This window comes from Nostoc sp. CCY 9925 (assembly GCF_963920935.1).
In the GTDB taxonomy this organism is placed as follows: domain Bacteria; phylum Cyanobacteriota; class Cyanobacteriia; order Cyanobacteriales; family Nostocaceae; genus Nostoc.
The window spans coordinates 35,107-47,556 of sequence record NZ_CAWUDO010000026.1; the positions used below are offsets into that span (position 1 = coordinate 35,107).

The 12,450-nt window shown below is 42.8% G+C and carries 10 protein-coding genes; 7 read left to right on the forward strand and 3 right to left on the reverse strand.

What is annotated here, in order from left to right; genetic code table 11:
* Positions 1–42 precede the first annotated feature (42 nt).
* Positions 43–1,080 (reverse strand): aspartate-semialdehyde dehydrogenase, encoded by a 1,038-nt coding sequence (locus tag ACM0OY_RS15710; protein ID WP_414569771.1) that lies wholly within the window; start codon positions 1,078–1,080, stop codon positions 43–45.
* A gap of 852 nt (positions 1,081–1,932) precedes the next feature.
* Between ACM0OY_RS15710 and tig the strand changes: the two genes are divergently transcribed.
* The 4 genes from tig (at position 1,933) to ACM0OY_RS15730 (ending at position 6,869) form a co-directional block, all read left to right on the forward strand.
* Entirely contained in the window at positions 1,933–3,375 is a 1,443-nt protein-coding gene (gene tig, locus ACM0OY_RS15715) for a trigger factor (protein ID WP_414569772.1), read from the forward strand.
* 364 nt (positions 3,376–3,739) lie between these two features.
* Positions 3,740–4,438: an ATP-dependent Clp endopeptidase proteolytic subunit ClpP gene (gene clpP, locus ACM0OY_RS15720; RefSeq protein ID WP_414569773.1), complete on the forward strand. Its 699-nt coding sequence runs from the start codon at positions 3,740–3,742 to the stop codon at positions 4,436–4,438.
* Positions 4,439–4,447: 9 nt separating this feature from the next.
* On the forward strand, positions 4,448–5,788 hold the full coding sequence (gene clpX, locus ACM0OY_RS15725) for an ATP-dependent protease ATP-binding subunit ClpX (RefSeq protein ID WP_414569774.1): 1,341 nt from the start codon (positions 4,448–4,450) through the stop codon (positions 5,786–5,788).
* A gap of 160 nt (positions 5,789–5,948) precedes the next feature.
* Positions 5,949–6,869: an alpha/beta fold hydrolase gene (locus tag ACM0OY_RS15730; protein ID WP_414569775.1), complete on the forward strand. Its 921-nt coding sequence runs from the start codon at positions 5,949–5,951 to the stop codon at positions 6,867–6,869.
* Positions 6,870–6,886: 17 nt separating this feature from the next.
* On the opposite strand, the gene ACM0OY_RS15735 is transcribed toward ACM0OY_RS15730, so the two are convergent.
* Positions 6,887–8,086, reverse strand: a complete 1,200-nt coding sequence (locus tag ACM0OY_RS15735; RefSeq protein WP_414569776.1) for an FAD-dependent oxidoreductase — start codon at positions 8,084–8,086, stop codon at positions 6,887–6,889.
* A 42-nt stretch (positions 8,087–8,128) separates the two neighbouring features.
* On the reverse strand, positions 8,129–9,112 hold the full coding sequence (locus ACM0OY_RS15740; protein WP_414569777.1) for a GntR family transcriptional regulator: 984 nt from the start codon (positions 9,110–9,112) through the stop codon (positions 8,129–8,131).
* A gap of 263 nt (positions 9,113–9,375) precedes the next feature.
* Here ACM0OY_RS15740 and ACM0OY_RS15745 point away from each other — a divergent pair, with 263 nt between their 5' ends.
* The 3 genes from ACM0OY_RS15745 (at position 9,376) to ACM0OY_RS15755 (ending at position 12,370) form a co-directional block, all read left to right on the forward strand.
* The gene (locus ACM0OY_RS15745; RefSeq protein ID WP_414569778.1) at positions 9,376–10,128 is read left to right on the forward strand and encodes a dienelactone hydrolase family protein; all 753 of its coding nucleotides are present in this window, start codon (positions 9,376–9,378) and stop codon (positions 10,126–10,128) included.
* Positions 10,129–10,268: 140 nt separating this feature from the next.
* Entirely contained in the window at positions 10,269–11,171 is a 903-nt protein-coding gene (locus ACM0OY_RS15750; protein WP_414569779.1) for a S1 RNA-binding domain-containing protein, read from the forward strand.
* Between the two features lie 323 nt (positions 11,172–11,494).
* Positions 11,495–12,370 carry an SDR family oxidoreductase gene (locus ACM0OY_RS15755; RefSeq protein WP_414569780.1) on the forward strand — a complete coding sequence of 292 codons (876 nt, stop codon included), beginning with the start codon at positions 11,495–11,497 and terminating at the stop codon, positions 12,368–12,370.
* The last annotated feature ends 80 nt before the right edge of the window (positions 12,371–12,450 follow it).

Sequence of the window (12,450 nt, forward strand, 5' to 3'; positions counted from 1 at the left end):
CATTTGCCTTTTATTTATTCACTAATGAGCAATGACTAATGACTAATGACTAGTAACTAATGGTTTTAGTAGATTTTTCTCTACCAATAATTCGGCTATTTGTATTGCATTCAAGGCTGCCCCTTTCCGGATTTGGTCGCCACATAACCATAATTCCAAGCCACAAGGATGAGAAATATCCTGACGAATTCTTCCCACTAGAACTTCATCCCGACCCGTCGCTTCAATTGGCATCGGAAAATGATTAGTTTCCCAATCTTCTACCAATTTTACTCCTGGAGCAGAATTTAAAATTTCTTTAGCTACCTCTACACTAAAGGGAGTTGCAAATTCTAAATTAATTGCTTCTGAGTGGGCGCGGAGTACGGGAACCCGTACACAAGTCGCAGTAATTCTGATTTGCTGGCTGCCAAATATCTTTCGGGTTTCGTTGACCATTTTCATTTCTTCCTCACAATAACCCAAATCGTTTAATGGCGAGTTATGCGGGAATAAATTAAATGCCAATGGGTAAGGCAATACTTCGGCAACTGGTGGCTGTCCTTGTAGTATAGCGCTGGTTTGGGTTTTCACTTCTGCCATTGCTCTTGCTCCAGCACCACTAGCAGATTGGTAAGTCGAGGCTACAATACGTTGCACTGCTTTAACTTGATGCAATGGCCATACTGCCAAGGTCATTAAAATTGTTGTGCAGTTGGGATTAGCAATAATACCTTGGTGACTGGCTGCGGCTTGGGGATTTACTTCTGGTACTACTAAGGGAACTTCGGGGTTCATCCGAAAGGCACTGGAATTATCAATTACCACTGCGCCTTTTTCAACAGCGACGGCTGCCCAAGTTTTAGATATGGAACCACCCGCACTAGCCAGTACTATATCAACGTTTTCAAATGCGCGATCGCTCACTGACTCTACTGGTATATTTTCTCCATTAAAGCGCAGCGATCGCCCTGCACTCCGTTCTGATGCCAACAACTTTAATTCAGCAACGGGAAAAGCACGGTTTTCTAATAATTCCAGCAACTCCGTACCAACGGCACCAGTCGCTCCCAAAATAGCTACACGATAGGATTTAGACAAACTCGCTTCCTCCTTTAAGAGGTTTGTGTGTAATTTTTTAGAACAATTGTTAATTTACCTATATTTAATGGCGATACACTTCGGAAATACATTTTGAATAAAATTTAGATTTTTTTCTAATTTAGTAGATCTTTATCAATCCAATACATTTATTTTTTTATCAATTTATAAGTATGTTGCATTTTACAATCATTTTTGTTCTATTTTTACATTAATTTTAAATTATATATTAATATACAACAAAGCGGCATTTAATATCTTCATTTTGATATATCTGCACTTGAGCTTTTCAGAGCGTTCTACGTATAAACCCAATAAACGCCTTAGTTGCAAAATGCATTACCAAAATGACAAATATACTGTATGTTCCAAAGTAATCAAGCTAGCACAAGATTACATTTAGCTTTTGGGCTAGACAACAGATGCCCTCTGCTACAACAAGTTAATAGCTAGATTCAATACTATAACTATAACTTTAGAGTACTAACTAGTGGTTGAGAACCAGGATATCACGGTGTCAGCCCAGTGAATAATTAATTCATGAGTTCTCAGTTCATTTGTGGGATTAGGAAGTAGGGAGTGGGAAAGTTGAGGGAGCAGGGGAGATGAAAAGACAAGGAGCAAGACTGATGGCCAATGCCCCAATGACTAATTGTTATGAAGCTAAAGTGTCAAGTCTTTGGATATTGGCAGTACACTAGATCTTTGCCTAAGGACAACCATCCATTTTTGGATATCATAAAGCCTTGTGGCAACCTCCCATTGCCCCTAAGAGACATCAAGTCATAAACGCGATTACTTGCGTCTTGTGTGTACTCGGAGTTTAAAATACCAGAAAACTAGAGACTAAGCATGAAAGTCACCCAGGAAAAACTTCCCGCCAGCCAAATTGGCTTGGAAATAGAAATTACGCCGGAAATCACCAAGCAAACTTACGAACAAGTCATTAAAAACTTAGCGAGTACTGCCAATATTCCTGGGTTTCGTAAAGGCAAGGTGCCTCGGCCAATATTGCTACAACGGCTGGGTACGACTCGAATTAAGGCAGCAGCCCTAGAAGAACTAATTCAAGATGGCATTGAGCAAGCGGTTAAACAAGAATCCATCCAGGCAATAGGTCAGCCGCAATTGCGCTCCTCGTTTGAGGATTTGATTAATAATTATGAACCTGGAAAGCCCTTAACGATTTCGGCGGCTGTTGATGTCGAGCCAGAAGTAAATCTAGTGCAGTACACTGATTTGCAAGCCAAAGCTGAAGAAGTCAAGTACGAGCCAGAGCGAGTAGAAAACGCTCTAGACAAGGAACGTCAAGAACTGGCAACATTGATTCCGGTAGAAGGACGTGCAGCCCAAATCGGTGATATTGCCGTAGTTGATTTTAAAGGTGTCTTCTCAAAAGTCGAGGGTGAAGAGGAAACAGGCGAACCAGAGGCTATTCCAGGAGCCGAAGCGACTGATTTTCAACTGGAGTTGCAAGAAGATAAATTTATTCCAGGTTTTGTCTCTGGTATCCTGGGCATGAATCCTGGAGAGACCAAGGAAATTGCGGCGCAGTTCCCAGACCCATATGCTAATGAAGATTTAGCAGGGAAAGCAGCAACCTTCACAGTCACGGTCAAAGAACTTAAGGAAAAAGAGCTACCAGAATTAAATGACGACTTTGCTCAAGAAGTCAGTGACTTTGAGACTTTAGAGGAGTTACGCGCGTCTTTGGTAGAGCGATATCAAAAAGAGGCTGACGAAAAAACCAAAACCAATAAGCAAGAAGCCTTATTAACGGAACTGCTCAAGCACGTAGAAATTGACTTGCCGGCAACGTTAATTGAGAAAGAAGTGGATGCAATGCTGACCCAAACAGCAATTCGCTTGTCTCAGCAAGGGCTAGATGTCAGAAAGTTATTTACCCAAGATATTATTCCTCAATTGCGGGAGCGATCGCGCTCTGAAGCAATTGAACGCCTCAAACGCTCTTTATCCTTACGGGAAGTCGGCAAACGCGAATCTATCGAGGCCACACCAGACGAAATCGCAGCTAGAGTCACAGAACTTTTACAACAGTATCCAGATGAGCAAGACATTGATGAAGAAAGATTGCGCTCAATGGTGGAAAATGAACTTCTAACTGAGAAAATCGTTGACTGGCTGCTAGAACACTCCTCAATTGAACTTGTACCCGAAGGCTCCTTGAATCCAGCACAGGAAGCAGAAATAGCAGAATCAGATGCAGATGCAGATGCCAATGTACCTGACACTGAACAAGGCGGTGAACCTTCGATAGAAGCCACACCAGAGTGAGTCGTGAAAATCCTACAGCCATAATTCATCAGTTCTGAATTAAAGTGCTGGTGAATGGGTAAGCTAGAAAAGAACAGGGAGATGAGGAGGATGAGGGAGAAATAATCGATGCCCGTTTGGACAATACCCCAGTCCCCATGCCCCTAATCCCCACTCCCCAATCCCCACAATAAAAAGAATAAAGAAAAATTAAAGAATTTTCAGGAAATAGTGACACCGTTTGCGTCTGGGCTTGATACTGTGTTACACGAGAGGAATTTATATGAGGCATAATGGTTAACACGTAGCTTAAAGAAAAATCCCACTCGTCAACAAGGCGGCATCTGCTGCTTAGACCTTTGTCCCAACTATCGTTAAATCTTCTATGCTTGTATCGCAGTCGGGAAATTATCCCATCAGGAACTTAAGTAGAATAAACATTAACTCCCAGTTGAGCAGCCCTAACAACATCGTACCGATGGTAGTAGAACAATCTGGTATGGGAGAAAGGGCTTTCGACATCTACTCCCGCCTGCTGCGAGAGCGGATTATCTTTTTGGGAACGCCAATAGACGATGCCGTTGCCAACTCAGTTGTGGCTCAGTTATTATTCTTGGACGCTGAAGACTCAGAAAAAGACATCCAACTGTACATTAATTCTCCTGGCGGCTCCGTCTACGCAGGGATGGCAATCTATGATACAATACAACAAATACGTCCCGATGTTGTCACTATCTGTTTTGGATTAGCTGCGAGCATGGGGGCATTTTTGTTAACTGCGGGGACTGCGGGTAAGCGAATGTCTCTCCCCGACTCCCGAATTATGATTCACCAACCACTTGGTGGCGCTCAAGGGCAAGCCATTGACATTGAAATTCAAGCCAGAGAAATTCTTTACGTTAAAGCGAAGCTAAATCAGTTACTATCTCAGCATACTGGTCAACCTTTAGAAAAAATCGAAGCAGATACTGAGCGCGACTTTTTCATGTCGGCAGAAGAGGCCAAAAACTACGGTTTGATCGATCAGGTAATTTCCAGGCAAAATCTTCCCACAGCAGGGGAAAACGTCACCATTCTGAAATAAGAGGCTGGTATGTCTAAGTACGACTCCCATTTAAAGTGTTCATTTTGTGGCAAGTCTCAAGAGCAGGTGCGTAAATTAATCGCGGGGCCGGGAGTCTACATCTGCGATGAATGCGTTGACTTGTGTAATGAAATACTAGACGAGGAGTTACTCGATACAAATGGTGCAGCAACCCAACCTGCACCAAAATCGGAACCACCTCAAAAACGCCGTACCCGCTCTTCGAGTATTTCGTTTAATCAAATACCCAAGCCAAGAGAGATTAAAAAGTATTTAGACGAACACGTTATTGGTCAAGACGAAGCCAAGAAAGTGTTATCTGTCGCCGTTTACAATCACTACAAGCGGCTGGCGGTTATCCAGTCTAAAGCCAGTGGGAAAGCTGGGGCGGATGATGCCATAGAACTGCAAAAGTCTAATATTTTGTTAATTGGCCCGACTGGTTGCGGAAAAACTCTCTTAGCCCAAACGCTAGCGAAAATTCTCGATGTACCCTTTGCTGTCGCTGATGCCACGACACTGACGGAAGCAGGGTATGTGGGAGAAGATGTGGAAAATATTTTGCTGCGACTGTTGCAAGTGGCAGATTTGGATGTAGAAGAAGCCCAACGGGGAATTATCTACATCGACGAAATTGACAAAATTGCCCGCAAGAGTGAAAATCCCTCGATTACTCGTGATGTTTCCGGCGAAGGCGTGCAACAAGCTTTGCTGAAAATGTTAGAGGGAACGATCGCTAACGTACCACCCCAAGGAGGACGTAAGCATCCCTACCAAGACTGCATTCAAATTGATACCAGCAATATTTTGTTTGTCTGTGGTGGGGCTTTCGTAGGCTTAGAAAAAGTTGTAGATCAAAGAGTTGGCAAAAAAGCAATAGGTTTTGTGCAGCCCGGAGAAGGCCAATCGAAGGAAAAACGAGCAGCAGATACTCTTCGCCATCTAGAACCAGATGATTTAGTCAAATTTGGCATGATTCCAGAATTTATCGGACGCGTGCCAATGGTAGCAGTAGTAGATCCTCTAGATGAAGAGGCACTGATGGCTATTCTTACCCAACCACGTAGCGCCCTAGTCAAGCAGTACCAAAAACTGCTGAAAATGGATAATGTCCAGTTAGACTTTAAAGCAGATGCTCTGCGAGCGATAGCTCAAGAAGCCTACCGTCGGAAAACTGGTGCTAGAGCGCTGCGGGGCATTGTGGAAGAATTGATGCTGGATGTGATGTACGAGTTACCGTCTCGTAAAGACGTGACACGGTGTACAGTCACACGTGAGATGGTCGAGAAGCGATCGACTGCTGAACTGATCGTACATCCATCTTCACTACCGAAGCCAGAATCAGCATAAATTAAGTGCTGAGTGCTGTTAGTGATAGCGAGGCGTTTAGCCTGTGCTGAGTAAAGTTAGGAGTCAAGAGTAAGGAGTGAATTATGAAATCAAAACTCCGAATTCAAAATTCAAAACTCCTAACTTTTAACTCCTAACTCTTAATTTCTAACTCTCAAAAATGCCTTATATTAGAGTTCGTGGCGTTGAGCATTACTATGAGTGGGTGAAAAAATCATCTGGTTCTTTGGCAAAACCAGTGATGGTTTTCATTCACGGTTGGGCTGGTTCGGCTAGATATTGGCAAAGTACTGCTAATGCTTTATCTGAGCAATTTGATTGTTTACTCTACGATTTGCGCGGATTTGGGCGTTCTCGTGGCAAGCCAACCATAGTCCAAGCGAGTGAATCTGTTGCCGAGTCCGAGTCACTTCAGGAAGAATCAGACGCAATTAAAGAGTTAACGTATGAATTAGAGGAATACGCTGATGATTTGGCAGCTTTGCTAGATGGGCTGCATATCCACCGTGTTTATATCCATGCCCATTCAATGGGTGCTTCTGTTGCTACTTTATTTTTTAACCGCTACCCCCAACGAGTAGAACGAGGAATTTTAACTTGTAGCGGTATTTTTGAGTACGACGAAAAAGCGTTTACAGCCTTTCATAAATTTGGTGGTTATGTAGTAAAATTCCGTCCTAAATGGTTAAGTAAAATACCATTTGTTGACCGGATGTTTATGGCTAGATTTTTGCATAGCCCTATACCAAATTCTGAACGACAGGCTTTTTTACAAGATTTTCTTGAAGCAGATTATGATGCAGCATTAGGCACAATCTTTACTTCAGTCTCTAAGGCACAATCTGAATTAATGCCCGAACAATTTGCGAAGCTGATAGTCCCAACTCTGCTGGTAGCTGGTGAATATGACAAGATTATTCCAGCTGAGATGGGGCGTCAAGCAGCAGCACTAAGTGACAAAGTTGAATTTGTCCTGATTCCTAAGACAGCCCATTTTCCAATGTTGGAAGATGCGCCAACTTATTTGCGGCGAGTGCAAGAATTTTTACAAATTAATACACCAGAAGCACAACTGGGATGACGGCTTATAACGGTTTCTTAAACAGTTAAGTTTACTTGTGTTATGCCTTGACGCATTTGATATTGTCGTTTTAACCAAGACTTTTGAATTATTTTATCGAGGAATGGAGCAAGTTGAATCAACAGCGATCGCAGCAGGGGATTTTTTCGCAGTAGTTCGCCTTGTTTAGCTTCCTGTAACTGGAGTTGCTGGGCGCGGATAATTTCTGGCTCGCGTTCGGCTTGAATTTGCTGTAATGCCATATCAATCTCTTCGTGCCGGGCTTTTTTATGGAACAGTGGTACAAGATGATTGGCAGCCACAATGACATCACGCAATGCTAGATTAATCCCTTGGGCACGCACCGGAGACATTGGGTGTGCAGCGTCGCCCAAAAGTAGTATCCCTGGTGCGTGCCATTGGGGACAATAACCGACCACAACAGAAAGCCGAATAGGCGATTCTATAGTATCTGCATGATTTCGGAAATGCTCCGCTAGCCATGAGGGTGATAGCGATGCAAAAATCTCTGCCCAGTTGGTTTGCTTGGAATCAGTGTTTTCGTTCGCGGACATTATCCAAGCTAAATGCAGTTTTCCTGATTCGGCTCCATGAAAAATGCTAAATGCGCGATCGCTATTTAAAATAGTACGAAACACATTATCGCTGGCAAACTTGGAACTGGCAGCAAGCTTAAACCAGAGAATATCCACATTTTTCGGCTGGCGTACCAATTCCAATCCTATACGTTGTCGCACAACAGAATTTCGACCATCTGCCCCAATCACTAAGTCAGCAGCTAATTCTCTGCCATCGCTCAGTAATACACCTGCGACGCGTTGATTACTCCACCGTAAATCTTTAACAAGAACACCCTGGATAAATTCAAACCCATCATTGGTTTGAGCTTCCGAAATCAGTGCTTTGAGCAGTGGTGGTTGTGAAACCAGCGTACAAGGTTGGGCTGCCCCCATTGGTTCATCAACTCGAAATAACTGCTTGCCCCCTAAAATAAATTCCCACGCATCGAGTTTTCGATGGGGGATATGCTCCAATAATGCCGATAGACCCATTTGCTTTAGTGTATCTAAGCCACTGGGCATTAATCCTTCGCCACGAAATACACGGTGAAAGTCTCTTGCCGCTTCAATTAACGTTACAGCAATACCACGTTTTGCTAGGAGCAAGGCGAGTGTTGCACCTGTTGGACCTGCGCCCACAATCACAATCTGCACCACCGCATTCCTCCTTTCAAAGATGTTGGTTGAATTATCTTGAGATTAACTCAAACCTAGTTCTCGTTTTAGCAAGTTAATCGAGTTAGCACCGATATAATTCTCAACCTTAATCAGCTTTGGTGGACGAATAATATCTTCATCAGCTGCTTGCACTGCTGCTTGCACCATCGCAAAACTGGCTAAGTCACTGATAATTACCTCAGCCCGCTTGACCATTGCTTGAAGTTTATAAGCATCTTTTGGTTGGGAAGTCATAACTAGTAGTTCATCTCCCCGCAAACCGTGGAGGATGACTTCGGCCGCACGGGCAATTCCAGAACTGAGGCTGACTATGCCTACACAGTTTTCTTTTGGTAGGGTTTTTAAGAAGTTGAGTTCTTTGGTGTAATCGTAGATATCCAGAGGAATTACCCGTACAGCTTTGGGAGCAGCGATCGCTTCCACATCATTGATAAAATATCGACTGGTGACCACTGTTGCAGAAGTAGTTTTATCTAGCACAGCTGTTAGTTCTTCCATTGCTACCAACTGTACTGGTATTTTTAGCGATCGCTCTAATTCATACACCATCAACTCACCAGCACCCATATCATAAGATGGAACTGCAACCAGTACTCGCGCACTACAACGCAAGCGCCAGTCAATTTCTGCTAAAAATAACTCTCTAGCTTGACTCAGCGAAGATCCTTGGGAGAGTAGTTCATCTAGTGCTTGCTGGACAATTTTATAGGCATCGGGATGTTGTTTGAGAGTTGGTGATTGCAGCCTGCTACCGCCCTCATGACCTTGGGCACGCACATAAATTCCGGAACCAGCCAGACTTTCAACAAATCCGTCTTCTTCGAGTTGACGATAAACTTTGCTGATGGTGTTACGGTGTAACCCAGTTTGCATTGCCAGCGCCCGTGTACTTGGCAATTTGTAACCAGGTGGATATTGCCGGGAAGCGATGGCAAACCGGATTTGATTAAACAACTGCGTTGATGCGGGAATTTCGCTGTCTGGCTGAATACGGAATTGAATCATCACCAAACCTCCTGAATACTGAGTGGTGAACGCTGAGTCCTTGTTTCGTATTTGAGTACCTAGCACTTTTAAGTCGGCACTACTTTGGCGCTCAGCTGTATTTAGATGTCAAATATTTGATTTACATATGAAATTTTTCTAGTACAAATTTTGAATGCGCTCACTATGGTAATTGATAATTTAATTGGAAATAACCTAGACATACTGGCATAGTTATATCAAAGAAATACACCGCTAATCACATAATACTGGTAAAAATTATTATGACAGAGCAAGTAATAAATACCACAACGGTTAAACTTTTGCAAGACAATATTCAAGTATCTGCTTATCTAGCAGAACCAAAAGAATCTGGTGCTTATCCAGGAATCGTGGTGTTGCAGGAGATTTTCGGTGTTAACGTTCACATTCGAGAAGTTACAGAACGAATTGCGAAACTTGGGTATGTAGCGATAGCACCTGCACTTTTTGAACGTATTGCCCCTGGCTTTGAAACCGGTTACACCTCAGAAGATATTCAAATTGGTAGAAAATACGCTTGGGAACAGACTCAAGCATCAGAATTATTAAGTGATATTCAACTAGCAATTGACTACCTTAAAGGTCTGCCCCAAGTAAAAAAAGATGGCTTTGGCTGTATTGGCTTCTGCTTCGGTGGTCATGTCGCGTATCTTGCAGCCACCTTACCAGATATTAAAGCTACGGTTTCCTTCTATGGTGCGGGAATTACCACGCGCACACCAGGAGGTGGCGCTCCCACACTTACCCGCACCAGAGAGATCGCAGGTAGTCTCTATGCCTTGTTTGGTAAGGAAGATGCTAGCATCCCAGCCGAACAAGTAGATGAAATAGAAGCAGAGTTAGAAAAATATAAAATTCCTCATCGTGTGTTTCGCTACGATGGAGCTGACCACGGATTTTTCTGTGACCATCGTGGCAGTTATAATCCTAAAGCTGCTGCCGATGCTTGGGAGCAGGTGCAACAACTCTTTAGTCAATTGGTCATTAGTCATTAGTAGAGACGCGATTAATCGCGTCTGTACAATAGTTATTAGTAAAAGATAATTGACAAATGATTAAAGCCAAATGACAACTGACAAATCACAATCTAAACTCCAGTGGCATCAGCTCAAATAAAAATTAATCTTCAAAAGTCATGAATTCCGAATCGAAACTTTCTCAAACAGCCAATTCGTCGTTTACAATGGACGATTTTGCCAAAGCACTAGAAAAGCACGACTACCAGTTTCAAAAGGGACAGGTTGTACATGGCAAAGTGTTCCAACTTGACCATGATGGAGCTTATGTTGATATTGGTGGTAAATCGTCAGCTTTTCTGCCGCGCGATGAGGCTTCTTTGAGAGCAGTGACCGATTTATCGGAGGTACTGCCATTGCAAGAGGAACTGGAGTTTTTGATTATCCGAGATCAGGATGCAGAAGGTCAAGTCACTCTTTCGAGAAAGCAGTTAGAAATTCAGCACATCTGGGAACGATTGGCGCAAATGCAGGAAAATGCCCAGACCGTGCAAGTAAAAGTTATGGGTGTGAATAAAGGTGGTGTCACAGTCGAGGTTCTGTCTTTGCGGGGATTTATTCCGCGATCGCACTTGGCTGAGCGCGATAATTTAGAAGCACTCAAAGGTCAAACTCTGACTGTAGGCTTTTTGGAAATTAATAAAAACACCAATAAACTTATTCTTTCCCAACGTTTAGCAACTCGTTCTAGCAACTTTAGTTTGTTAGAACTCGGTCAATTGGTGGAAGGCAAAGTTACTGGGATTAAACCTTTTGGTGTGTTTGTCGATTTAGATGGAATGAGCGCTCTACTTCATATCAAGCAGGTAAGCCAAAAATTCATTGAATCTTTAGAAAAGGTATTTAAAATCGGTCAGCCAATTAAAGCTGTAATTCTTGACTTGGATGAAGGCAAAGGGCGGATTGCTCTTTCAACCAGAGCTTTGGAAAATTTCCCTGGGGAAGTGCTGGAGAATTTCGATGAAGTGATGGCTTCAGCTGAGGCGCGTGCCAATAGAGCTAGTAACAAAGTATCTGAATAGTTTTAACATATAATCACCGCCAAACGCAGTAACGTTCTGGCGGTGGGCTGTTTGCATAGTATGGATAAATAGTGCGATCGCATAAATTAATCAGTCAATAAGACCAGAAATTTCCAAATTTGTAGCTTCCATGAAATTAACAACTATTAAGATAAATAAAGTGTGACCTATTGGCTTAGTTGGCATGAGGAGATCTTGAGCATAGTTACAAAGTATAAAAATATGCACATGTTTCCTGTTTAAGTATTGAAAAACAAGTTCTGAGCATATAGCAAGCATTTCGAGAACTATAAACACTGTAACTATTTAATTTAGGTATTTATATGTTTCTAGTAACTGGAGCAACTGGAGGAATTGGTCGCAGAGTTGTGCGCCTCTTACGCCAACGAGAGCAGTCTGTGAGGGCATTTGCCCGTCTTACCTCGCGCTACAGCGAGTTAGAACATCGGGGTGCAGAAATTTTCCTCGGCGATTTAGAACGGGAAAAAGATATTCAAAAAGCTAGTCAAGGTGTGAAGTATATTATCAGCGCCCACGGTTCTGATAGCGATGCTTTATCCTTAGACTACCGTGCCAATATTGAACTGATTGACCAAGCAAAAGCAAATGGGGTGCAGCACTTTGTCTTCATTTCCGTGCTGGGAGCCGATCGCGGTTATGAAGACGCTCCTGTTTTCAAAGCTAAGCGAGCAGTAGAGCGATATTTAGAAGCTAGTGGCTTGAATTACACAATTTTACGCCCAGCTGGATTAGCATCTAACTTGCTGCCACTGGTAGAACGATTCCGGGAAACGGGATTGTATTTGTTGATTGGCGATCGCAAAAATCGTACCTCAATTGTCAGTACCGATGATTTGGCAAGGATAGTAGTGGATTCTTTTACAGTTGAAGGCGCTCGCAACCGGATTTTACCAGTGGGAGGGCCGGAGATTTTATTAAGAGAAGATATTCCCCGGATTTTTGGTCGGATCTTCGCCAAAGAGCCAGTAATAATAAATTCACCGCTATTTGTCATTGATGGGTTACAAGGTGCATTGGGTTTATTTAATCCCCAAGCCCAAAAAGCTTTGGGAACCTTTCGCACATTGCTAGCAAATGAATTTTTCTGTACAAAAGATGAAATTGCCAATTTAGAAGCGATTTTTAACTTCCAATTGGAGACATTAGAAAGTTTTTTGCGGCGCTATTTAGCAGTTTGAATTAAATACGAGTCATTAGTCATTGGTCATTAGTCATTAGTGAATAACCAAGGACAAATGACAAATGACAAAGGACAAAT

Bases quoted from the DNA above. Each gene is read 5' to 3' on its own strand.
- tig (WP_414569772.1), top strand. From the start codon at position 1,933: ATGAAAGTCACCCAGGAAAAACTTCCCGCCAGCCAAATTGGCTTGGAA.
- clpP (WP_414569773.1), top strand. From the start codon at position 3,740: ATGCTTGTATCGCAGTCGGGAAATTATCCCATCAGGAACTTAAGTAGA.
- ACM0OY_RS15740 (WP_414569777.1), bottom strand. From the start codon at position 9,112: ATGATTCAATTCCGTATTCAGCCAGACAGCGAAATTCCCGCATCAACG.
- ACM0OY_RS15750 (WP_414569779.1), top strand. From the start codon at position 10,269: ATGAATTCCGAATCGAAACTTTCTCAAACAGCCAATTCGTCGTTTACA.
- ACM0OY_RS15745 (WP_414569778.1), top strand. From the start codon at position 9,376: ATGACAGAGCAAGTAATAAATACCACAACGGTTAAACTTTTGCAAGAC.
- ACM0OY_RS15730 (WP_414569775.1), top strand. From the start codon at position 5,949: ATGCCTTATATTAGAGTTCGTGGCGTTGAGCATTACTATGAGTGGGTG.
- ACM0OY_RS15755 (WP_414569780.1), top strand. From the start codon at position 11,495: ATGTTTCTAGTAACTGGAGCAACTGGAGGAATTGGTCGCAGAGTTGTG.
- clpX (WP_414569774.1), top strand. From the start codon at position 4,448: ATGTCTAAGTACGACTCCCATTTAAAGTGTTCATTTTGTGGCAAGTCT.